The organism is Paraglaciecola sp. QJM3NY_14 (genome assembly GCF_056173245.1).
This window is the reverse complement of record NZ_CM149664.1, coordinates 1,061,630-1,083,497: the sequence shown is the minus strand read 5'-3', so window position 1 is coordinate 1,083,497 and position 21,868 is coordinate 1,061,630. Positions and strand designations below refer to the sequence as shown.

Genomic DNA, 21,868 nt, shown 5'->3' with positions numbered 1-21,868 from the left:
ATCCGCATTTAAAAGGTATACTTAACCGATGCCCACCACCGTGAAGCGTCTTTGAATTGCCCGAACTGACCATTGGGATCTCCAAACGCCCAATCAATTCCGGTTTGTAGTTTCAAGTTGTCACTGTAATCATAAGAAATACTCGGTCTTAGTGCGCCATCACCTTGGTTAACACTCCCCATAAGTTCCATTTTAAATAGCAGCCTAGCGTTGTAAAAACTGCGCTGGGCGCGCAATGTGACCAAGGTATCCGTACTTGGACGCAGCAATTCAAATTGCTTTTTGTCCAGATAGTCCACGACTAACTGGGCATTTACAAACCAGTTGTTAGGAGCGCTCCAGTCAAGTCCCCCCCCTATCAGCAGCCGCTTGCTGCGAGCTTGCCCTAATGGCACTTCAGCAAGCACATTTAACGGCTGGTCAGGAATGTAAGCCAGCTCCATTCGCCACACTAGCGTATCTTGAGTAATATCATAGGTGGCGCCCATCACAGTGCGGCGCAAGTAATCGAAGCTGACGTTTATCGGTGCATTTGCAGTAATTGCCGTGGCGAGCCTAAGGACAGGGTCGGTATCAGGGCCTCGATATAACATAAATGACATATCCCCCTCGCCCAGTGCATGGCCGACTTTCACTCCTAGGGTACTATGAGCGATTATATGTTCTCGTTTTGATGTGTTTATCATCAAGACTTGCTCTAAACGGCTATGGCTTTCTTGACCCAAAAGACCTAAATCAGCAATTGATAATCCACCAGTAAAGCGGGTAGAGGTTAAAAAAAAGGTATCACCAACTTTTGCCTGTTGCGTGCTCGTTCCATCGAATGCAAAAGAGGTATCTACTCGCCGGCCATCAAATTTACTACGCCAACGTACACCCCACCGTGCGATCCGTTCTGGGCGAGTATCAGTGAAAACAAAGTCACGACGGCGCACGGGATCGAATCGATCCGTCACTTGCACGCCATCCAGTACGCCCCAAGGCGTAACTTGCTTGCCGATAACGAAACTGGTGGCACGTTTACGCCACATTAAAAATGCCCGAGTTAGCTCCACACGCGTCTCTGAATTATCGACAATGGGGCGATTAAACGAAGCGTAATTGTCTGTGCTTCCCAGACCAGTTTCTTCAAAAGCGACTTGAGACAGGGTGTCTATCTGAGCGCTCCATTGCGGGCTCAACTTCAACTTATGCTTGGACGATAAACTCACTCTAGACAGATCCAACTCACTGTCTCTTAAATTAATCGCCCCGCGATATTCCAAAGAAACCTGGCTTGACTGCAACGTCACTTCTGCTTTGACTTGAAGAGCAAACATCCCAGCAACTGCGAGCAACAAGCATACGGCTGCATTAATCAATCCTTTTCGCGGGATCTGACGCTTATAAACAAACGAATGACTGTTCATGTTATTCCCTTCATTCTTTAACAGCGTTTCGCTGCCACCATATCCAGCCATCTACAACCCTGCGATATTGGGCACGCCGTAACTGAGCTCATCAGCGCTCAAAATACTTTCAGGTAAGTCTGGAATGTGTTTCACATCACTTAGCACAACGTCCGTTCTATGCGCGAGTTGCGCATTCATCACAGTGAAGTTGGTTGCCACCCATGCATCGGCTATGCGCTCTAATCGTTTTACCGATATGGTTTTTAGGGGCAATCCGTCGGTATCTGTGTAATCAATTTTCAAGGGGAAATAGGTCTCAGGGTCGATTAGCGCTATAAAACTGCTGTACCCGAGTTCTACTTTTTTGGCGGTCGTTTTCGTTGTCCCTTTTAAGACGTAATACTCCTTTTGCTCAATCACCTGCTTCTCGCCCACAGTGAAGTCCCAATCTGTTAGGGTAAATTTGAAGTTATCTTTAATATCTCCGTAGGTCAGGTCCGTTCCCATAAAATAGTTACCTTTGCTTGACGCGGGTAACTTACGCACGCGATCTGTCGCTGGTAAATACAGCCAATTTTCATCACTGCCCGATACCTTGTCATAACTTAAAAAACCGGTGTTTTGCAGCGCCGCTGGTGCGGTAAAATATATTCCTATTTTGGTATCGCCTTGATCAATAGAATGAACAAATAACGCTGAGCGTTTTCGTACCCCCCCAGCATCATTATGCAAGGTAAAGTGCATATTCCCCGCGCGACCGTCATTCGCCGCTCTGGCGACCACATTATTCGCTAATTCTAAGGCGCTCAACTGGGTATCGGCCTGTGCTGAAACCGCATGCATAACGAGTAAACAGCATCCCCAAAGACACATGAAAATACGGCTCATACGGTCTTCTTTTGGGCTCACGGTTGGCAATTTTTTTGCGTTAAAGAGTTTCATTACACACTCCCTCTTACATCGATAACAAATGGCGTGGGTGCACACAGGGCGTAACACGCCGGAATAACAATAATTGCCCCTGCTAAGCTACCAATAGACGCAGACGCCACGAGTGCACCAAACCACTGCAATGGCGGTGCTGAACTTAAGCAGATAACCCCCAACGCAAACGCCAGGGCCACAGCTGAAAATACGCACGCTCTGGCAATGACCACATAATGTCCGCTAAAAGCGGCACGAGGGCTCGAGCCTTTTTGTAGTGACTGGCGAACACCAGAGATAAGATGAATAGCAAAGTCGCCCCCCAAGCCAGTTGAAATGGCCGCCGTCATGGAGGTAGCAGGGGCTATATCTATCTTTAAAAGCCCCATCATTGCATAGGTAAACAGAACCCCTGTAAGTATCGGAACCAAGCTCAATAATGCGGCCCAAAATGAGCGAAAGGCGAGAAACGAAGCACAAAAAACAAAGGCAATAGCCAAACCGAGTCCGGCAAAATGAGAAGCTCCGAGTAGCTTCATCCACCCTGAATTAACCGCCACTCGTCCGCTCACGTTGGCCTCTAGATCATATTCCTGAGACCAAATTTCAGCAATTCTCTCAAATTCAGACACCACAGGACTCACCTGACTAAATCGATCTGTCGTTAGTTGTGCGCGAATAAGGGCGTGCTGATAGGTAAAGTCAATTTCCTCTTTGAAATCACCTGGATCTCCTGCCGCCTCATATAAAAACATGTACTGTGCCGGCGCATGCTCAGCGCTAGGTAACTCACCAACAGGTGCGTTAGTCAATGCCCGATGCATTAACCCCATGTAATCGCTGATGGAGGTGCTTTTAACCACGAGTGGTAGCTTATTAATACGTTGCTGCAATATCGCTATGGCATGCATCGCATCTGGTGTCATTAAATCGCCAGCTTGTTTACCTGACACCACCACATCTAAAAAATTGAGCCCTTGCAAATGGGTATTTAAGGTCACGTCAGCCAAACGGACCTCTTCATCCGCTTGAAAATAACGTTGGCGCTCATAATCGAATCGCGCTTGCGTGGCAAAATAAATAAAGACGCACAGTACCAGTATTAAGCTGGAAGAGGTTGTCCAAGGGTGATTAAACGCGTTTTGCGTTAGGCGATAAACCAACGCATCCACTGGGCTGTCTTGTACATATTGTGGCTGTTTTTTGCTGCCCAGCCCAATCAGTAAAATAACCGCAGGCAAGGCACTTAAACTCAAGATCCAAGCGGCGATCACCCCGGATGCTGCAAACCAGCCAAATTCGGCAATGGGCTGCATTGACGAGCCTATAGCCAGACCCACAAACCCGGCAACGGTCGTTACCGTAGTCAGAGTAACGGGCAAGAAAGTTTGACTGAGCGTGGCCAATAACAAGTCGGCCTTGCTTTTACTTGGCTCAACACGGCATTTTTCCATGAAGATAGTAGATACATGCAAACTATCAGCTATTGATATCGCCATAATGATCACAGGCAACGCCGTGGTGATTAAGTAATATCTGGCATCCAACCACCCCATCAAGCCCACCGTCATCGCCGCCGAACCAGCAATAACTAATAATGGGCCGGGTAATCCACGCCATTCACGCAAAGCAATAAAAATCACCAACAGTGCAGTGATAATCGCCATAGGAATGAATATGCGCGTATCTTGATTGACCATCTGCGCCAAACGCCCATTCATTGATGCCACACCGGTCACGTGCACCTCTGCATTCTCAGGCCGGTGCGTTTGGCCAATTGCCAGCACCTGTTGGTAGGTTTGCGTCGCGTGGTTGGCGTCTTGAACCGGTATGATTAAGGTCAGTGTGTCACCGTTTTTGGATGCAAGCAGGCCGTCCATCATAGGCATGCTGCGCAACCTCTCTAACGCTATCACCGCTTTGTTATGTGTCACCTCCCCCGTCGGTAGAATTGGCTCTACGAGCAAATCCCACTCATCCCCATAGATAGCATTCTCGGTCAAAATACTGATCAGAGCATTTTTTTTAACATTATCTAGCCCGCGTACGTCCTGTTGGATCAAGCCTAACGCTTGAATAATATCGGCGCTAAAGGCAGATTGGTTATCGTTAGCCACAATGCCCAGTACGATGGGATCTTCAATGCCAAACAGTTCACTTGCTCTATCTCTGGCAAGCGCAGCAGGATGATCGTTAGGAACAAACGCATCCACAGAGGGGTCTTTGTGAACATGTTTAAGCCCAACTCCCATGGCGACAATCAGCAGCGTGGCGATCAGTAGGATCCATTTTGGGTTATGGATAACGAAGGTAAAATAACGTTCTTTATAGGTTTTTCTGGCTATTTTCATGGTCATGATTGCTGTCCTTGTTTTAGCTGGGAAACACGCGACAAACTGTTCACTGCCCAAGCTAGCTGCCAATTGAAGAACTTTGCGACCCAGCTACAATGGCTTAACCAGTCATTAACAGCGGATCCCAAGACGTCACATCTTCCATTCTCATCAAGATAGAAGCAGGGCTTCTGCTCTCTTTATCTTGTCGCTTTTCTTATCAGCGAAATTCCCACTACAAATCCGCCAATTTATTTCCATTTTCGATAAATTAATTTATTAAGTGCACTGTAAACGGTGTTATCTAGCCACTTAGTTTTGCGCTTTTTACAGCGCGAAACCTCTGTCCAACAGAGCACTGTAGTTGACGCGCAGTACGTCGAGCTAGCCGACGAAACAGACATGCGAAGCTTAGAAAAAGACAACTAACGAAAGCTATTTTGGGCACATCCATCAGCGCCAAGCGCATCACTTCATGTTGTTTATCGCTCAATAGTCGCTTAGCAGACTGTTTGCTGCTTATGGCTTGTCTGGGGCGCGCTTTGGCAGGTAATGAAATTGACGTTAATTGGTTGTCCATTGCATTTGCAGATGAGTAAAGTAATGCTGTTGCATCAGACTTAGGGTCTGATTTATTCAGTGAGGCATCACGTACAATATTCTCAGGGCCGGCCTGAATCGCTATCGCTGGCCAACTAATCAGCCAAGCCGAAAAAAACAAGGCTTTAATGCAAAACGCTATTGGCTGGTGAAACGCTCTTGAGCACATATCACACTCCTGTTTGTTAAGTCTCACTTCCTATAAGCGCAATTTTTAGAAGGGAACCGCCACATCGTTTGTTATTTCTGCACGAGGCGCTTTATTCAGTAGGTCCTGTTTGCGCGTCAATCGGGTTATAATCTGTTTATCAGCAAAACACAGGATGAAATATGTGTGAGTTATTAGGCATGTCTGCGAATGTTCCAACTGACATTTGCTTTAGTTTCAAGGGTCTTCGGGAAAGAGGCGGCCGCGTCGGCCCCCACAGAGACGGTTGGGGCGTGGCATTCTACGAACAAAAAGGGGTGTGTATTTTTAAGGATCGCCTGCCTAGTTACGAATCTGAAATAGCACGCTTAGTTTCTGACTATCCGATTAAAAGCACGGCCGTTATTGCCCACGTGCGCCAGGCCAATCGTGGCCGTATCGGCATGGAAAACACGCATCCGTTTAGCCGAGAGCTATGGGGCAGAAACTGGACCTACGCCCACAATGGGCAGTTAAGTGGTTACGCTGATTTACCTATCGACAGGTTTACCCCAGTAGGTACCACCGATAGCGAGCGGGCTTTTTGCTATTTGATGAGTGCATTAGATAATCGCTTCCCTAAGCGCCCAAGTAAACGCATATCCGCATTCAATTTTCTGCAGCGTGAAGCCAAAAAACTGAATAAGCTCGGCGTATTTAATATGCTAATCACAGATGGTGAGTACTTACTTGCATTTTGCTCGACGAAATTGCAATGGATCACCCGCCGCGCTCCTTTTGGCAAGGCACACTTATCAGATATTGATGTAGATATCGACTTCGCTAAAGAAACCACACCGAATGACATTGTGACCGTTATTGCCACCGAGCCACTCACGGGAAACGAAGATTGGCATAAAATGCAGCCCGGCGAAGGGCAGATTTTTCGTTTTGGTGAGCCACTAAAAAAAGCAGGTTAAGTGAAATGGCTATCGTAGAGTTACGTGAATACAAAATAAAGCCGAATATGAAACAAGCTTGGCTGGCATGGATGAACGCAGAATTGCTGCCTTATCAAATATCTCAAGGTATGCGCGTCCTGCAAACTTATATTTATAAAGATGAAAACGGTGATGAATGGTTTGTGTGGTTAAGAGAGTTTGACGACGAACAAGCTCGTCAGGCCTTATATAAGAAAACCTATAACCAGTGGTGGAAGGATGAAATTCGCCCTAGGGTGTTTACTATGATTGAGCAGGACGACATAAGAGTGCGCTTGCTCAATCCAGTAAAACTGGTCTGATTAACCAGACTTTTTCAAAAACAAATTCATCAGAGTATTCTGATCTGGCACGCCGGTTTGGGCCAAACCACGATCACTTTGAAAGTGCTTAAAGGCATCTAATGTCTCCTGATCGAAATCATCGCTTCCCAACGCGTTTAAATAGTCCATTTTGATTAATCTTTGTTTCGCGCGTTTGAGAATTTCTACGTAAAAATAGCTTTTAGCGTCATTCACATCTATCGCGACCAGTGCAGATTCAGCAGACAAACGAATAGGAAACAATGCTTTAAGCAAGCCATTGGTAACGGTTAAAAAGTGCGTGTCTTTAGCGTTTTCACAATCTTGTTGCAACAGCGCTAGCAGTAGCTCTGTTGTTTGCCACGGCGTTGCATCATAGTTCTGGGGCTGAAATCGGTTATAGGCACTGATATAACCCTCAAGCCATCCGCCATACAAATAATAATCAGTGCTCTTTTGCGCTGACGCTAATAAAAAGTTACTACATAAGCGCTTTCCTGCACCTTTAACCGCAAATTTGCCGTCTTCATCTGCTGCACTAGCAACGCCAACGTGTGTGCTTAGTAACATTGCCAGTGCAATCGCTTTAAAACTGTTCATGCTTTACTACTTACCCTATAAAACCAAAAAACCCAGTTCAATACATCGAACTGGGTGACTTTATACCAATTTCGATAAATTTTTACTAAATGGCAAATTATTTAATGAAGTTGGTATTAATCTCTTAAAAAGTAATTAAAACCTCTTTCGACGCAAACCACATAAACCAATCAGTGATAAGGCAAAGATTGCCAATGTACCCGGTGCTGAAACCGCGACACTGTCATCAACAAATTGTGTGATAGGTGATTGCACCACACCAAACTGACCGCCTTCACTAAATGCCACACCGGTAACGAACGCTAACGGATCAGTCGGATCTAAGGCGAGTTCAACGTTAATACTAGAGATCGTGAATTCAGGCACTGGCATGTCAAATTCAAACGTTTGACCACTGGTTAACGCCACCACTTGTTCAACTCCATTGACTAAATAACTGAGTAAATACCCATCACTGTCATTCACGCTGAGCAAGGTCGGGGCGGTTACGCTAGCAAACATGCCACCGTCTGTTGCTGTATAGGTATAACCAGTGGCAACATCAGGATCGAACCAGATCGTTTCCCCTGCATCGACTTCAGGTAATGTGAATACGAAGTCTCCATTATCGCTAGTTTCATCAGGCATAATAGGGGTGAATTCAGATTCCCCTCCCTCTGAGTCAAAGTTACCAAAGCTGCTTAGAAATATAGTGGTATCTAGTGCCGCATCCGACGCATCCGCCAATAGAAGAGTAAAGGTGTTGCCTGTACTGCCTGGTTCAACAGGGATATCAAACTGCAAAATCGGAATACCATTAGGCGCTAGCATGCCGTTTAACTCTGTTCCTTCGACTGGGGCAAAATCAGGGTGATTAATATTGATCAGCGCCGGCGCACCATCGGTTGAACCATCTGTCACTTCAGCACGGGCTAAATTTACACCATTGAGGAACATGCCAAAGCCATCGACAAATTCAGAATTAACCCAGTCAGGGAACTCTTCAGAGCCAAAGGCACCGACAAATGAGATTACTGAAACACTGTCGTCTACATCGAAGGTAATGCTAAGTTCGATGGGGTCGAAATGTTCAGCCTGTCCTGTTATCTGGGTTAAAAGCGCATTTTGCTCATCAGTGGCAGAATTGGTCTGTCCAAAATCGAGAGCATCAGGTACATCTTGATCTTGTGTATTGGTGCCACTTTCTGGGCCTAAATCAGTGCTGCTTGGTTCTACAGTCGATGTTTGCCCTTCACTTTGAGTTGAAAAAGACGGTCCTGAGCTAGCTGAAAATTGAGAAAAACTTTGCTTTTCTACGCAACCACCTTTGCAATCCCCGCCGCCCTCGCCGTCTCCAGGACCATCGTCGTTGCCAGGGAGCTCGCCATTGCCTTCACCGCCTGAGTTATTATTTGGCCCATCTTCATAGTCATTAACATTACCGGTACTAAACACCACACCGCCAGCACTAGGCAACCCGTAAGTACCAGAGTGATTAGTGTATGTTCCCGCTTGGGTACTGAAATCAACATCGTTCATGCCACCGCTTAATACCGCACTGGTAACAGTGACGCCGCTATTAGGAATGATTAATGTATCTGAAAGAACAGAGGCATCGTCCGTGGATGTGATTTCGATACCGTGAACAACTGACGAGCTAAGTGCTAGTGACACCGCACAGAATGATAAAGACAACTTTTTACTTACGAACATTTCTTATTTCCTATAAATTTCGTATTAACGTCAAAAAATAATATTTCCTAGGAAAACGCTTGAGCAAGAATCAAACCAAAACAGTGAAATATAACCCGTTGATTTTAAATAACAAAAAAGGAAACAAAACTTACCTACAGTTAAATAGTAAAGAAAACTGACAAATTATAAGCTTAAAATAAGGGAGTGTGATTTATTTATATAAATCATAATGATAGGGATTGAAAAATAGGCAAACGCAGGATTCAACCTAAAATAGTCACCAAGCACATATAAATCAATACAAAGTGTAAAGACACGTACCTAATATGCTTAGATACGTGTTTGTTGCAGGTAGAATAACCCGTGGTTACACGCGAGTACCGCCATCTAGCTCAATGGTGCGCCCAGTGAAGTAATCGTTTTCAAAAATGTACCTCGCCGTATGCGCAAGTTCCTCTACTTCCGCTAAGCGGCGCATCGGGACGGTATTTAAAAATGCTTGGCGCATCTCAGGGCGCATCTGTGCCGCCATGGCGGTTTCAACTAAACCAGGTGCGATACACCCTGTACGAATACCAAAGCGCGCTAGCTCCTTCGCCCATGAGACTGTCATGGTAGCCACCGCCGCTTTCGACGCTGAATAGTTGGTTTGTCCCATGTTACCGGCACGAGACACTGACGAAACGTTAATGATCACCCCATCGCTTTTGCTCTCAATCATTTGCTTCGCCGCTTCACGCCCGCACAAAAAGGTGCCTGTTACGTTAACATCGAGTACTGATTGAAACTGTTCTTTGGACATCTTGCTGACAACCTTGCCCTCTTTCACCTTAAGCAGCATGCCATCGCGCATGATACCGGCGCTGTTAATCAAACCATTTAGCTGACCAAAGTCCATGCCGATGTCAGCAAACGCGACTTCTACTTCGGCCTCATTTGTAACGTTAACCACGTAATATTCAACTTTAACGCCAAGGCTTCGCAGCTCCTTGGCTGCCTGCTGCAACGCGGCCTCTTGCATATCAATCAGGGCGACACTAGCACCTTGTTGCGCGACTTCTTGTGCCATCGCACGACCTAACCCTTGAGCAGCGCCGGTAATGGCAATAACTGAACCTTCTAATTGCATAATTCTACTATCCTAATGTTGATCAATTTGAATCTAGCTTACCAGTGGATCTCCACATGCTATTTATTGGGTGCTGAAAATAACTCGAAAATACTTGAGAAATCACGTTGCCCGCTGCCCTGCATGCTGTGCATGTTGTATAGGTTTTGCGCCATCGCGCCCATGGGCGTGCTGGAATGACTTTTAAGGGCAGTGTCCAACGCTAGGCCTAAATCTTTACGCATCAAATCCACCATAAAACCACCTTTATAATCATTTGATGACGGTACGTTTGGCATCACATCTGGACATGGGTTATATAGCTCTAGTGTCCAGTTTCGCCCTGAGCTTTGTAGCATAATATCCGACATGACTTTTGGATCTAAACCGTTATCAATGGCCATTTGTAAGGCTTCTGACGTGCCCACCATCAATACCGACAACAACATGTTATTGCAGATTTTTGCAATTTGCCCTGCGCCATTTTGTCCTGCATGAAAAATGTTCTTACCCATAGCACTCAGTACAGGTAAAGCCTTCTCATAAGCGGTTTTCTCACCGCCCACAATAAAGGTGAGCGTGCCCGCAGCAGCACCCGCTGTTCCACCGGACACAGGCGCATCAGCAAACACGATCCCCCTTTCAGCCAGCGTTTTGGCAACCAAAATAGAGGTTGCTGCGTCAATAGTACTGGAGTCAATCACTAACGTATTTTGCCCAAGCACGCCAATCAAACCTGCAGTGCCGCGCTCGCTGTCTCCTAAATATAAACTTTGCACGTGTTTACCCGTGGGCAGCATGGAAATAACGATATCTGCACCTTTCACGGCATCCTCGGCGCTCTGCGCTGCTCGTGCACCTTGGCTTTCTAATTCCGCAACCGCTTGGGGTACTAAGTCAAAAACACAGACCTTGGCGTGAGCTTTAAGTAAATTGCTCGCCATAGGCCCGCCCATATTACCCAAACCAATAAAGGCGATACTGTAATTTGATAATGACATGATTACTCCTTGGCTAAATCTTGAAGAGGGTGCGCATTTGCTTGCCATGGACTATCAAAAAACCACACCATGGTCTCATTCGGCACCTGGTCAATGCTTGTGTAACGCCACTTTGGCTGATGGTCTTTATCCACCAGTAATGCCCTAACCCCTTCTTGGAATTCCCCAAACTCACCACAGCGGCATGACATGGTTAATTCCATTTCGAAACATTGGGCTAAGGTCAGGCTTTGCCCATGTTGAAGCTGCTTGAAAACTAAACTGGCGCTAATAGGCGAGCCCGTTTGCAAGGTCTTTTGTGCTTTACTTAGCCACTTATCGCCTTGTGCATCAAGCCCCATGATCTGATCTGCCACGTCAGCGGCGCTGGTTTTCATAGCAAGTTCATCAAGTGTGCTTTGTAAAGGCTGTACCTTTGCTTCTGGCAGCAATGCCTGATGTTGGTGATGCTGTTTGGCACATAACACACTTAACTGATCGCTGTTGGCTGCGCTATTATTGCCCCACGGCACGTGCTTCAAACTCTCAAGCCATTGGGGTTTTAAATCATTTGGCATAAAGTAGTCAGCCATATTGACGTACAAGGCATCAGTGGCATTCATACTGGCACCTGTCATGCCTAAAAATAGGCCGCAGCCTGGTGGCATATTATTTAAGAACCAACTGCCGCCCACATCTGGGTATAGCCCAATGCTGATTTCGGGCATGGCAAGGCGCGACGTATCGGTCACAATGCGATGACTGCCACCATTCATCAAACCCATACCGCCCCCCATCACGATCCCCGCTCCCCATACAGCGAACGGTTTAGTGTAGGTATGGATCAAGTAATCAAGTTGATATTCTTGGGTGAAAAAGGCCTGCAAAGATTCAGGCATACTTTTAGGCTGGCTTGCCATGGCGTTGTGCATGGCCACTACGTCACCACCGGCACACAACGCTTTCTCGCCGCTGCCATCTAAAAGCACCATGCAGATATTTTCGTCTTGTTGCCACGCTAGCAGTTGCGGCATCAGTAGCTGAATCATGTCCATGTTTAGCGCATTGTGGGCGCTAGGCCGATTAAGCGTAGCATGCCCTATTTTCATGCCGCTGTTGGTAGTAAGCTCTTGAAATATAACGCTGTCAGACACAGTCTACTCCTTTTGTAAGATGCAAATGCAAGCCTTAAAGTACAGACTCTGATATGCAAAAAATCCCGATAGCTCAGGATGTTTATACTCGCTCTACAGTATGCACCCGGCATCGTCCGCCAAAAGTCGTCGACCCACAATCATGCGCATAATCTCATTAGTTCCTTCCAGAATTTGATGTACCCGCACATCACGTACATGACGCTCTAATGGGTATTCTTGAATGTAGCCGTAGCCACCATGAATTTGCAGGGCTTGATTACACACTTCAAAGCCAATATCGGTGGCAAAACGTTTTGCCATGGCACAATAAGCACTGCGCTCAGGGTCTTTGTTGTCCAATTTAAACGCAGCTAGGCGCACCATCTGACGGGCCGCGACCAATTCGGTCGCCATATCAGCGAGCTTAAATTGCAATGCTTGAAAGGCAGCGAGTGGCTTACCGAATTGCGTACGCTCTTTCATGTAAGCGGTAGCGGTATTCAGAGCCTGCTGAGCAGTACCAATGGAGCATGTCGCAATGTTGACTCGGCCACCATCTAAACCTTGCATAGCAAAGCTAAAGCCTTGGCCTTCATCCCCAAGCAAATTGATGTGACTGACGCGCACATTATCAAACGTAATTAAGCGCGTGGGCTGCGCATTCCAGCCCATTTTTTCTTCCGCTTTACCATAAGTGATACCTTGTGCATCGGCTGGGACTAAAAACGCAGATATACCTTTAGGACCCTCCCCGCCGGTGCGAGCCATCACGACTAACACATCTGTTTCCCCCGCGCCTGAGATAAACATTTTCGAGCCGTTAAGCACATAATCATCGCCGTCCAACTTGGCACTGGTTCGAAGTGCTGCGGCATCTGAGCCAGAACCTGGCTCTGTTAAGCAATATGACGCCAGTAATTTACCTGTGACCAAATCGGGGCACCACTTGGCTTTTAATGCTGGTTTGCCCCATTTTGCGATCATCCAGGTCGCCATATTGTGAATAGTCATCATGGCCGTGGTGGCAGTGCACCCCATGGATAACTGTTCGAAAATGATTGATGAGTCCAAACGACTTAACCCCAAACCACCGTCTTCTTCACTGGTGTATAGGCCGCAAAAACCTAACTCCCCTGCTTGTTGAATAACGTCTTTCGGGAAATGATGCTCTTTGTCCCACTTAGCTGCATTAGGGGCTAGGGCTTGCTCTGCAAATTGACGAGCTGTATCCGCAAACGCTTGCTGATCTTCGCTTAAATCAAAGTTCATAATGGGCTCCTTTACTTTAATTCGATAGTCATGTTTGGTCCACTGGGAATATCGTTCTCAAACCAACGGGCTGTCACAGTTTTGGTCTCAGTGTAAAAACGTACTGCCTGCTTACCGTAGGCGTGTAAGTCCCCATAGAAAGAATTCTTCCAACCGGTAAACGAGAAAAACGGTAAAGGAACAGGAATAGGTACGTTGATACCCACTTGGCCAACTTCTATTTCGTGCTGGTATTTGCGCGCTGCAGCGCCGCTAGCGGTGAAAATTGATGTGCCGTTACCAAAGGGATTGCGATTAACCAGCGCGATCGCTTCTTCGAGTGTATCCACTACCATGCAACATAAAACAGGGCCAAAAATTTCCTGTTTATATATTTCCATGTCCGTAGTCACATCGCTAAAAACAGTGGGCCCAACCCAATTACCCTCTTCGTAGCCAGGTAATGTGAAATCGCTACCATCCAATAAACATTTCGCACCTTCATCCTTACCTTGCTGAATAAGTGATAACACGCGGGCTTTTGCTTGCGGGCTAATAAGTGGGCCGTAAGCCGCATCTTTGTCATCCCATAAGCCTGGTTTGACTTGCCCAATCATCTGGGCGAGTTCGTCAATCCACTGACTTGATGCGCCAACAAATACAGCCACAGAAATCGCCATACAACGCTGACCGGCAGCGCCAACTGAAGCCCCGACTAGGTTGTTTAGTACTTGCTTTACGTTGGCATCAGGCATGATCACAGAATGATTTTTAGCACCCGCAAAACACTGTGCCCGTTTCATATTATCGGTTGCTGTTTTATATACATGTTGGCCTACAGGGACTGAGCCCACGAATGACACTGCGCGCACATCATCATGGTTAAGCAATTTATTGACTTGATCTTTACCACCGTGAACAACATTTAATACCCCTTTGGGCGCGCCAGCTTCAATAAACAATTCAGCCAAGCGTGTGGGCGTAAGCGGGTCTTGCTCTGACGGTTTAAGTATAAATGTATTGCCACAAGCAACAGCCATCGGGAACATCCACAACGGGATCATCGCAGGGAAGTTAAATGGCGTGATCCCTAGGCACACACCCAGCGGTTGAATATAGCTGTAGGTGTCTATACCACGAGCCACATTTTCCGCGGTCTCCCCCATCATCATTGAGGGCGCGTTCATGGCTTGCTCAACGACTTCAATCCCCCGCCACACGTCACCTTTTGCATCATCAAAGGTCTTGCCGGTTTCACTGCTCAGTAACGTGGCAATTTCATCATGATGCTCTTTTAACAATTGCTGGTAGCGCATCATCACGCGAGCACGCTCAGGCACAGGTACTTCTCGCCACGTTAAAAAGGCTTCTTTGGCACTGGCCACCGCGGCTTCTAGTTCAGCGTCAGTGGCAATGGGCGCCTTGGCGATGACAGAATTATTCGCAGGATTGGTAACGTCGATAAATTGCTGCGATTGGGATGAAATAAACTCACCGTTGATAAGTAAAGGAACGTGTTGCATAAGTAGCCCTATTTAAAGCGCTTTGATTTTAACGGCAAACCAAAACTGTTAACAAAGTGTTATCAAGATTACCAAACAATTTACCTTTACGTTAACGTCAGTTCAATAATTTATTCTATTAACTGACAACTTCTGTATACATAGCTATGGTATTTCAGCAAACTAGGCCTCTAATGTTTCCCTTAAGCAAATAACTACACGTATTCTTTTTCCTTGCTATGCTACTGATTATGATGAAAAAAGATTTTAAAACCCGAAAGGCCCTTCATGTCACTAAGTGATATCAAAGTCGCTATTGTTGAAGACAATGGCATGGCTCGTATCAACCTGCGCAATCATTTAATGGAAATGGGCTTTAGCGAAATCGGCTGTTTTAGCAACGGTCGGGAGCTAAAAGCCCACGCACGCCTGCGTCGCATCGATTTGTTAATGATGGATTATCATTTAGGCCAAAACAAAAATGGCGTAGAAGTGGTACAAGAATTACAAGAGCTGGGATTATTAAAAAGCTCTACCAGTATTATTTTTATCACCTCAGATCGCTTACCTATGATAGTGGGTCAAATCGTCGATGTGCACCCTGACGCACTTGTCATCAAACCGTATACCATTCGCAGTATCGAAAAAAACATTTCCGCATGTTTGAATTTTCACCACTATTTAATGCCCGTTTTCAAACTCATGGACGAAGACGAATTCGCTCACGCGTTAGATAAGTTAAATTACATGCTTGAGCGCAACAGCCGTCCTCGCATGCGCAGTCAAATGGTTAAGCTGCAGGCGCGTTTACTAATAAAAGTAAAGCGCTTCAAAGAAGCCGCAAGCGTGTATAACGATGTACTTCGCGGCTCAAACAAAATCATTTGGGCCAAGTGGGGACTGATTCAGAGCCTGTATTTAGATGGTCAAATAAAGCAAAGTGAAGACATGCTTTTGGCACTCACGGGGACTCAGCTCACCAGTGATAAAGCCCGGGAGTGGCTAGCGCGAATTTGTATCGACGCCAACCAATATGCTCAAGCAGAAGATCACATCAACGCAATTCGCGAAGGTGAGATGTCGGTCTCTGCTGCTCGCCTCAAAGCTTATATATATCAAGCCCAAGAGCGCAATGACGAAGCGATTCAATTACTTGAGAAAAAGCGAGAGTCGAATCGTGGCATCCGAGAACGTTACGATGAGCTATCTCTAGATTTAGCCCGATGTTATTTGCAAGAAGCTGAGGGTAAAAAAGCCAATGAGCGAGAGAAAACCCTGCAAGTCGCAAAATTTTTGATTGGCTCGGCTGGACGTAAAAACTTGGATCAAAAATTAATCATTAAAAAAGATTTTTTGTATGCGGCAGCAGCTGTCATGGCGGGAAATATAGAGAAAGCCTCAGAGCTTCTCAATCGTGAGGGCATGGATGACATGACCGATAGCGACGTCCTGCAGATGACAGATGCTATTTCCGCGTGGAAAGGCGTAGGTAACGATGAAAAAGCCTCAGAAATATTAGCCTTGTGCAAGATGCGCCTTTCTCAACTAGACGATGGCAATGAGACTACCGTTGCCAACATGCAGGTGGTGAAACGTGAAGAGAGCATTGGCGAACGCCGGCCTGAAGCAATGAAGTTAAACAAAACAGGCTTAGAACATTACATAAAGCAGGACTATCAAAAAGCCACACGGGATTTTTACCAAGCTTATTTACTCTTTCCTCGAGAGGTGGCCTTTAGTTTAAATCTGCTTCAAAGCTTAGTTGAAGCTGAACAAGGGGCTTATAAAACGATTAATACACGGCAGTTTTTATCTGAACTTTCCCGTCGCCAAATGGCCCCTAACAATCAAAAACGTTTGGAAGATATCGCTAAAAAAGTCGAAAAGTCCCCGAAAATTTTTAGCTAATTCTTTTAGGCTACTGTGTTTTATCCGTCAGCGGAATAGACATATAACGCAGCCCGTTACTCTGCTTTTGAGGTAACTTCCCTGCTTGCAAGTTGACTTGCAGGGAGGGATACAGCAGTTTCGGCACCGCCAGCGTAGCATCTCGTTTGTTGCGAAGCGCCACGTACTGCGCCTTATCTATTTGATTATTCACATGAATATTCGCCGCTTGGCTTTGCGCCACTGTCGTTTGATATTGTAGCTCTCTGTTGTCGGGCTGGTAATCATGACATACCCAAATTTTGTAATGTGCCGGTAAGTGATGAAGGCGGTTTATGCTGTCCCATAACAACCCTGCATCACCCCCAGGGAAATCACATCTTGCCGTGCCACCGTCAGGCATAAATAGCGTGTCGCCGACGAAGACATTGTCATCAATAATGTAACTAAGGCTGTCACTTGTGTGACCTGGCGTACTCATGCACACCAGCGTGGCTGAGCCAAACTGCAATGACTCACCGTCTTGTAATAATTTGTCGAACGCGTCAAAGCGATGACCTTCCTCAGGTGCAAAATTGAATGTCTTAGCAAAGCGTGCTTCCACCGCCTTAATCCCTTCCCCTATACACGTTTTAACGCCTGTTTTTGAGTGTAAATAATGGGCAGCACTTAAGTGATCTGCATGGGCATGGGTGTCTAATATCCAGTCCAACGTTAGCTGATTTTCGTGCAGAAATGCCAATTGCTTATCAGCAAAAGTAGAGGACACTTCCCCTGAAAAGAGATCAAAGTCTAAAACGCTGTCGATGATCACTGCGTGCTTGCGTTCACTGTCTGACACTATATAACTGACTGTGCCCGTTGCATCATGATAAAAACCATTTACTTGAACTGTCATAAATTACCTCTTGCTAATTTGCACAACAATATCGTATATTGTAAATATACAATATTAATCAAAGTTTGTACAAGTTTATGTTTCTGATGTTGCTATTAAGCGCAGGGTTAATCGGGCTAAGTTTAGGGCTGTTAGGTGCGGGAGGCTCCATTTTAACTGTGCCTGCCCTGACCTTATTTTTGGGGCTAGATGAAAAAAGCGCTATTACCAGCTCGATGCTAATAGTGGGCCTTATCTCAGCAGTAGGCGGTATCAAAGCCTATCGAAATCGACAGTTAGATTTATCGATCCTTGTTAGCTTCGGCATTGTTAGCTTGCCTTTTGCTGCAGTGGGCGCGCGTCTAGGCATATGGCTCCCTCAAGGTAGTCAAACCCTGTTGTTGGTGGCCATTATGTGCATTGCTGCTTATAAAATGTTTGCTGGGACTGTCCGCGCTGCCTCAGACAATTCTTCATCTTCCCATACCGCTTCAATGGCTACGTCTATTTCTGCGCCCCCACCGAGCAAGCGCAATCTACTCATCGCCGCAGCCTCTGTGGGGTTGATAACAGGTGTGGTCGGTGTGGGCGGTGGTTTTTTAATTGTTCCCGCTTTGGTGTTTTTTACCGGTGTAAACATGCAAAAAGCAGTCGCAAATAGTTTAGTGCTTATCGTGATCAACGCATTTACCGCTTTTACCACCATCGCGGCAGGTGGGCACGGTGTTGAGCTAAACGGCATCATCATTATCACCATGGCCAGTATCGGCTCTATTTGTGTGCTGGCTGGGCAAAGCATTTCATCTCATTTGGACCAGCGAATACTCAAACGAGGATTTTCCACTTTGATCGTACTTGTTGCCATTTGGCTGTTAATCAACTTACTTTACTGAGGTATCAATGATGCAAAACCGTGTATTAGATTATTCCCAATATATCCAACAAGTGCGACAAACCATCAAAGAAGTGACGTGCGAAGAATACGCCAAAGATCCCAGCGTTTATCCCGTACTGATTGATGTGCGCGAGGATGAAGAATGTCAGTTGGGTGTGCTGCCGGGTGCGCATATTATTCCTCGTGGGCTACTTGAGGCTAAGCTAAGTGGGGTGGCTATTGGTCATGGCGAAATCGAGCCGTTAGACTGGTTAGCCCAACGCAATATACTGCTATATTGTCGCACGGGAGGGCGTTCCGCGCTGGCGGCACAATCGCTGACGCGTATGGGGTTCACCCATATCTACTCACTCGCAGGGGGAACCCAGCGCTGGTGTGAACTTGGCTATGCTATTGCTCAAGAATAAGTACGAAGCACATGCCATTCGTTGTAGTGTGTTAACTAATAAGAGTGATAGATAACCAGCGTGTTGAATAAAACACGTTTGCATCAAAGCGTAAACCAAGTGCTAGCGCAATGGCTAACAGCAATAAGCAGTTTTAACGGTGAGTGCTTGCGCTTGCGTTAAGGGTATAACTTGACGATACCGCTTTTTCCTTCCCAGTCCCCCACCATCCATATTTGTTCAAAGGGGTGTGCTGGGGGCACATCAATTTCATGCTGCAACGCTTCAATTTGCTCACGATCCCAAGCCGGGTGCGCATTACGGATAACCAGCCAAACACGTTCAGAGCGGTAATACTTGCCTGACTTATTAAGCAATATTCTGTTCAACGCTTTAACCAAACGCGCCTCAGGCTCGGTATGTGCTGTTAGCTGCCTAAGCTCGGCGCATGTTTTGTCATCAAGGTGACGTCCTAAAATCTGTTTTGCTTCTAGCTCAGTTCCGTATAAATGCGCAATTTCGAGATCTAAGCGTTTACCGTCTAACTTACATGACACATCAGGTTTTCTAGGCTTATTATGCCGAAGATGCCTGATTTCATGGCCGCTTTCACGTTCATAACACCGCATAAAAATTTTAGCCGCCTGATGTTCAAGCCCGACCTTTTCTTGCTCGCTACTACTGAGCTGCTTCACGCGTTTCTCCCGATATTGTGCTTCGTTTCATTTAAAACCATTTTCAATAGGTAATTTCGCAAGACCCATTATTTTATTTCAATCATGAACCAACCCATGAATATTTACCCTATGCAGTTAGACACTAGGTTAATGGTCTGTTTAACAAGTAAATAAATATAATCAAAATACTGAATTAATGTATACATTCTTTAAATAGGCTATTAAAAACAATAATAATTCGACATTACCGAACGGTAAAGTCGATTTATTGCAGAAATAAAACTAATTTTTTTGATTTTTCGTCCCTATCTAGTAGTCACACATTAACTTAGCTAGAGACACACACATGCGTACACTTCTTATTATTATCGCCTTACTCGGCAGCTACTTTGTTACCCCTTCTGCTCACGCCGCAAAGCAAGGTATCGCGGTTGATTACCTTTTAGGCTCAGATGACATTCAAGGCATACGATTAGCCTATCGCCCTTATGCAACACAGTTAACACAAATTAAATGGTTGGGAAATTTAGACATTTACTGGGAAGTCAGTATGAACTTCTGGGAAGTGGGGGAGCAGAACCGCCATGAAACAAACTACGCTGTGGCGATATCACCGGTCATTTCTAAGCAGTTCGCGACCATCGCCAACAAATATCCCCTAAGATGGGAGTTCGGTATCGGTGTTTCGTTAGTAGAAGACACCCGGTTTGCAGGTAAAGATATTGGCTCTCACTATCAGTTTGAAGACCGCTTGGGCTTAGTGACCGATTTTGGTGAGAACATGAATCACTCAGTGGCATTACGCTACATGCACTATTCGAATGGCGGGTTGAACGATCATAACCCAGGCGTGGACTTTCTTAACGTGTCATACGCGGTGTACTTTTAGTTGTTACCTTTACAGCGTCAACACATCGCAAACGGCTCGCCCAAAAGCTTAGCTAAAGTGGGCGAGCGTATTACTGAGTTACCCTAGCACGTGCTATTTGCTATCATTTTTTACACTTTCAGCATAATCATGAGCTTGTTGTAACACTCTAAGGGCATTGCCGCCCCAAATATCTGCTAAGTCGCTCTTACTATAGCCTTCATCAAGTAGACGTTTTGTGATCTTAGGTAGATTAACCACATCCATCATGTCATCAACACCACCGCCGCCATCCCAGTCTGCGCCAATACCAACATGCTTAGGCCCAACAACGTTTAATGCATGAAGAAAGTGTTCCATATACACTTCAAACGATGCTTTAACAGCGGGATGCTCATGATCGATTTCTCGTCGTTTCTCGAGTAAAACACTGCGCTCATTTCCCTCTTTAACCAACTTCATCAGCCCTTTATAGGCTTCTTTACGCTGTGGATCGTCAGGCAATTTTTCAAGATACTCACTGTACGCATTCATCTGAATAACACCGCCGGACTCAGCTAGCTGTTTAAGTAAAGCATCGTCAACGTTACGCGGATGATCGTAAATCGCTTTACTGCCAGTGTGCGACAAAATAATCGGTGTCTTTGACAAGCGGATCATGTCTTTTACCGTTTCATCATGAGCATGGGAGCCATCAAGCACAATCCCTAAACGATTAGCCTCTGCTACCAGCTCTTCGCCTAAAGGCGATAACCCATCCCACTGTGTGCCACCGGGATCGGTGGAGCTATCACCAAACTGATTGTTTTTGAAATGCACTGGGCCTGCCATACGCAAACCAAACTTATAGAATGTTTCAAGCAAGCTAATATCCGTCCCTAGCGGGTAGGTATTTTCCATGCTCATGTACACAATATGCTTGCTGTTCTTCTTTATTTTTGCGGCATCAGCAGATTCAGTGGCAAATTCAAACACTTGTGGGTTTGCCGACACCATAGAACGAATCGCCAAAGCACGCAGTAAGGCGGTATCACGACTTTGCTCATAGCCCCCTTTGGTCAGCTCACCTTGGGGAGAATACACAGCCCAAAAGCCGCCATCCAATGCGCCTTCTTTCATACGCGGCACATCCACTTGAGAATAATCATGCCCATAGGAATGCCGTTCAAGAATATTAAAGCCAGGCACAACCAGATTTGCCGGTGTATCCAGGTGGGTATCCAAAGTGATTAAGCTGCGCTGAATAGCCGTTGCATCTTCTATTGATACAGCGGCATTTGCTGCCTGACAGCACAATAAACCAAGAGTAATGGAAAGCACCTTTTTATTAAATTTATACATATGTTTACTCA

Annotated in this window: 20 protein-coding genes; 6 read left to right on the top strand and 14 right to left on the bottom strand. The window is 45.9% G+C overall.

All coding sequences use genetic code 11. From position 1 onward, the window contains the following. Window positions 1-8: 8 nt before the first annotated feature. The 4 genes from AC0VYA_RS04560 to AC0VYA_RS04545 all read right to left on the bottom strand — a co-directional run bounded on the left by AC0VYA_RS04560 (window position 9) and on the right by AC0VYA_RS04545 (window position 5,417). Window positions 9-1,460, bottom strand: coding sequence for a DUF1302 domain-containing protein (locus AC0VYA_RS04560; protein WP_475490215.1), 1,452 nt, complete (start codon window positions 1,458-1,460; stop codon window positions 9-11). Then, window positions 1,461-2,333, bottom strand: coding sequence for an outer membrane lipoprotein-sorting protein (locus AC0VYA_RS04555; protein ID WP_475490214.1), 873 nt, complete (start codon window positions 2,331-2,333; stop codon window positions 1,461-1,463). It lies immediately after the preceding gene. Beyond that, window positions 2,333-4,672: an efflux RND transporter permease subunit gene (locus AC0VYA_RS04550; RefSeq protein ID WP_475490213.1), complete on the bottom strand. Its 2,340-nt coding sequence runs from the start codon at window positions 4,670-4,672 to the stop codon at window positions 2,333-2,335. The genes AC0VYA_RS04555 and AC0VYA_RS04550 overlap by 1 nt, the downstream gene beginning before the upstream one ends. 280 nt (window positions 4,673-4,952) lie before the next feature. Next, a complete protein-coding gene (locus AC0VYA_RS04545) occupies window positions 4,953-5,417 on the bottom strand; it encodes a hypothetical protein (RefSeq protein WP_475490212.1) in 465 nt (154 codons plus the stop codon). A gap of 161 nt (window positions 5,418-5,578) precedes the next feature. Here AC0VYA_RS04545 and AC0VYA_RS04540 point away from each other — a divergent pair, with 161 nt between their 5' ends. Together AC0VYA_RS04540 and AC0VYA_RS04535 are read left to right on the top strand one after the other, a co-directional pair. After that, window positions 5,579-6,355 (top strand): class II glutamine amidotransferase, encoded by a 777-nt coding sequence (locus AC0VYA_RS04540; protein ID WP_475490211.1) that lies wholly within the window; start codon window positions 5,579-5,581, stop codon window positions 6,353-6,355. 5 nt (window positions 6,356-6,360) lie between these two features. Continuing rightward, window positions 6,361-6,678 carry a hypothetical protein gene (locus AC0VYA_RS04535; RefSeq protein WP_473478644.1) on the top strand — a complete coding sequence of 106 codons (318 nt, stop codon included), beginning with the start codon at window positions 6,361-6,363 and terminating at the stop codon, window positions 6,676-6,678. Here the strand turns inward: AC0VYA_RS04535 and AC0VYA_RS04530 are convergent, their stop codons facing one another. The 7 genes from AC0VYA_RS04530 to AC0VYA_RS04500 form a co-directional block, all read right to left on the bottom strand. Further along, window positions 6,679-7,278, bottom strand: coding sequence for a peptidoglycan-binding domain-containing protein (locus tag AC0VYA_RS04530; RefSeq protein WP_475490210.1), 600 nt, complete (start codon window positions 7,276-7,278; stop codon window positions 6,679-6,681). Window positions 7,279-7,413: 135 nt separating this feature from the next. After that, window positions 7,414-8,970 (bottom strand): choice-of-anchor L domain-containing protein, encoded by a 1,557-nt coding sequence (locus AC0VYA_RS04525; RefSeq protein ID WP_475490209.1) that lies wholly within the window; start codon window positions 8,968-8,970, stop codon window positions 7,414-7,416. Window positions 8,971-9,319: 349 nt separating this feature from the next. Then, a complete protein-coding gene (locus tag AC0VYA_RS04520) occupies window positions 9,320-10,081 on the bottom strand; it encodes an SDR family oxidoreductase (RefSeq protein WP_011573838.1) in 762 nt (253 codons plus the stop codon). A 59-nt stretch (window positions 10,082-10,140) separates the two neighbouring features. Then, window positions 10,141-11,061 (bottom strand): 3-hydroxyisobutyrate dehydrogenase, encoded by a 921-nt coding sequence (gene mmsB, locus AC0VYA_RS04515; RefSeq protein WP_475490208.1) that lies wholly within the window; start codon window positions 11,059-11,061, stop codon window positions 10,141-10,143. 2 nt (window positions 11,062-11,063) lie between these two features. Continuing rightward, a complete protein-coding gene (locus AC0VYA_RS04510; protein ID WP_475490207.1) occupies window positions 11,064-12,194 on the bottom strand; it encodes an enoyl-CoA hydratase/isomerase family protein in 1,131 nt (376 codons plus the stop codon). A gap of 93 nt (window positions 12,195-12,287) precedes the next feature. Then, on the bottom strand, window positions 12,288-13,445 hold the full coding sequence (locus tag AC0VYA_RS04505; RefSeq protein WP_475490206.1) for an acyl-CoA dehydrogenase family protein: 1,158 nt from the start codon (window positions 13,443-13,445) through the stop codon (window positions 12,288-12,290). Window positions 13,446-13,456: 11 nt separating this feature from the next. After that, window positions 13,457-14,947: a CoA-acylating methylmalonate-semialdehyde dehydrogenase gene (locus AC0VYA_RS04500; RefSeq protein ID WP_011573834.1), complete on the bottom strand. Its 1,491-nt coding sequence runs from the start codon at window positions 14,945-14,947 to the stop codon at window positions 13,457-13,459. A gap of 267 nt (window positions 14,948-15,214) precedes the next feature. On the opposite strand from AC0VYA_RS04500, the gene AC0VYA_RS04495 reads away from it, so the two are divergent. Continuing rightward, window positions 15,215-16,834: a response regulator gene (locus tag AC0VYA_RS04495; protein WP_475490205.1), complete on the top strand. Its 1,620-nt coding sequence runs from the start codon at window positions 15,215-15,217 to the stop codon at window positions 16,832-16,834. 10 nt (window positions 16,835-16,844) lie between these two features. Here the strand turns inward: AC0VYA_RS04495 and AC0VYA_RS04490 are convergent, their stop codons facing one another. Then, a complete protein-coding gene (locus AC0VYA_RS04490) occupies window positions 16,845-17,711 on the bottom strand; it encodes an MBL fold metallo-hydrolase (protein WP_475490204.1) in 867 nt (288 codons plus the stop codon). A gap of 86 nt (window positions 17,712-17,797) precedes the next feature. Between AC0VYA_RS04490 and AC0VYA_RS04485 the strand changes: the two genes are divergently transcribed. Then, window positions 17,798-18,583 (top strand): sulfite exporter TauE/SafE family protein, encoded by a 786-nt coding sequence (locus tag AC0VYA_RS04485; RefSeq protein WP_475490203.1) that lies wholly within the window; start codon window positions 17,798-17,800, stop codon window positions 18,581-18,583. A 7-nt stretch (window positions 18,584-18,590) separates the two neighbouring features. Beyond that, window positions 18,591-18,992, top strand: a complete 402-nt coding sequence (locus tag AC0VYA_RS04480; RefSeq protein ID WP_011573830.1) for a rhodanese-like domain-containing protein — start codon at window positions 18,591-18,593, stop codon at window positions 18,990-18,992. Window positions 18,993-19,150: 158 nt separating this feature from the next. Here the strand turns inward: AC0VYA_RS04480 and AC0VYA_RS04475 are convergent, their stop codons facing one another. Next, window positions 19,151-19,666 carry a hypothetical protein gene (locus AC0VYA_RS04475; protein WP_475490202.1) on the bottom strand — a complete coding sequence of 172 codons (516 nt, stop codon included), beginning with the start codon at window positions 19,664-19,666 and terminating at the stop codon, window positions 19,151-19,153. A 328-nt stretch (window positions 19,667-19,994) separates the two neighbouring features. Here AC0VYA_RS04475 and AC0VYA_RS04470 point away from each other — a divergent pair, with 328 nt between their 5' ends. Continuing rightward, window positions 19,995-20,537: an acyloxyacyl hydrolase gene (locus tag AC0VYA_RS04470; RefSeq protein ID WP_011573828.1), complete on the top strand. Its 543-nt coding sequence runs from the start codon at window positions 19,995-19,997 to the stop codon at window positions 20,535-20,537. A 93-nt stretch (window positions 20,538-20,630) separates the two neighbouring features. On the opposite strand, the gene AC0VYA_RS04465 is transcribed toward AC0VYA_RS04470, so the two are convergent. Beyond that, the gene (locus tag AC0VYA_RS04465) at window positions 20,631-21,857 is read right to left on the bottom strand and encodes a dipeptidase (protein ID WP_475490201.1); all 1,227 of its coding nucleotides are present in this window, start codon (window positions 21,855-21,857) and stop codon (window positions 20,631-20,633) included. Window positions 21,858-21,868: the final 11 nt, after the last annotated feature.

Excerpts from the sequence above, each read along its gene's own strand:
- AC0VYA_RS04535 (WP_473478644.1), top strand. The coding sequence starts at position 6,361 with ATGGCTATCGTAGAGTTACGTGAATACAAAATAAAGCCGAATATGAAA.
- mmsB (WP_475490208.1), bottom strand. The coding sequence starts at position 11,061 with ATGTCATTATCAAATTACAGTATCGCCTTTATTGGTTTGGGTAATATG.
- AC0VYA_RS04500 (WP_011573834.1), bottom strand. The coding sequence starts at position 14,947 with ATGCAACACGTTCCTTTACTTATCAACGGTGAGTTTATTTCATCCCAA.
- AC0VYA_RS04485 (WP_475490203.1), top strand. The coding sequence starts at position 17,798 with ATGTTGCTATTAAGCGCAGGGTTAATCGGGCTAAGTTTAGGGCTGTTA.
- AC0VYA_RS04550 (WP_475490213.1), bottom strand. The coding sequence starts at position 4,672 with ATGACCATGAAAATAGCCAGAAAAACCTATAAAGAACGTTATTTTACC.
- AC0VYA_RS04490 (WP_475490204.1), bottom strand. The coding sequence starts at position 17,711 with ATGACAGTTCAAGTAAATGGTTTTTATCATGATGCAACGGGCACAGTC.
- AC0VYA_RS04495 (WP_475490205.1), top strand. The coding sequence starts at position 15,215 with ATGTCACTAAGTGATATCAAAGTCGCTATTGTTGAAGACAATGGCATG.
- AC0VYA_RS04520 (WP_011573838.1), bottom strand. The coding sequence starts at position 10,081 with ATGCAATTAGAAGGTTCAGTTATTGCCATTACCGGCGCTGCTCAAGGG.
- AC0VYA_RS04470 (WP_011573828.1), top strand. The coding sequence starts at position 19,995 with ATGCGTACACTTCTTATTATTATCGCCTTACTCGGCAGCTACTTTGTT.
- AC0VYA_RS04540 (WP_475490211.1), top strand. The coding sequence starts at position 5,579 with ATGTGTGAGTTATTAGGCATGTCTGCGAATGTTCCAACTGACATTTGC.
- AC0VYA_RS04560 (WP_475490215.1), bottom strand. The coding sequence starts at position 1,460 with ATGGCTGGATATGGTGGCAGCGAAACGCTGTTAAAGAATGAAGGGAAT.
- AC0VYA_RS04555 (WP_475490214.1), bottom strand. The coding sequence starts at position 2,333 with ATGAAACTCTTTAACGCAAAAAAATTGCCAACCGTGAGCCCAAAAGAA.
- AC0VYA_RS04480 (WP_011573830.1), top strand. The coding sequence starts at position 18,591 with ATGATGCAAAACCGTGTATTAGATTATTCCCAATATATCCAACAAGTG.
- AC0VYA_RS04525 (WP_475490209.1), bottom strand. The coding sequence starts at position 8,970 with ATGTTCGTAAGTAAAAAGTTGTCTTTATCATTCTGTGCGGTGTCACTA.
- AC0VYA_RS04505 (WP_475490206.1), bottom strand. The coding sequence starts at position 13,445 with ATGAACTTTGATTTAAGCGAAGATCAGCAAGCGTTTGCGGATACAGCT.
- AC0VYA_RS04545 (WP_475490212.1), bottom strand. The coding sequence starts at position 5,417 with ATGTGCTCAAGAGCGTTTCACCAGCCAATAGCGTTTTGCATTAAAGCC.
- AC0VYA_RS04465 (WP_475490201.1), bottom strand. The coding sequence starts at position 21,857 with ATGTATAAATTTAATAAAAAGGTGCTTTCCATTACTCTTGGTTTATTG.
- AC0VYA_RS04530 (WP_475490210.1), bottom strand. The coding sequence starts at position 7,278 with ATGAACAGTTTTAAAGCGATTGCACTGGCAATGTTACTAAGCACACAC.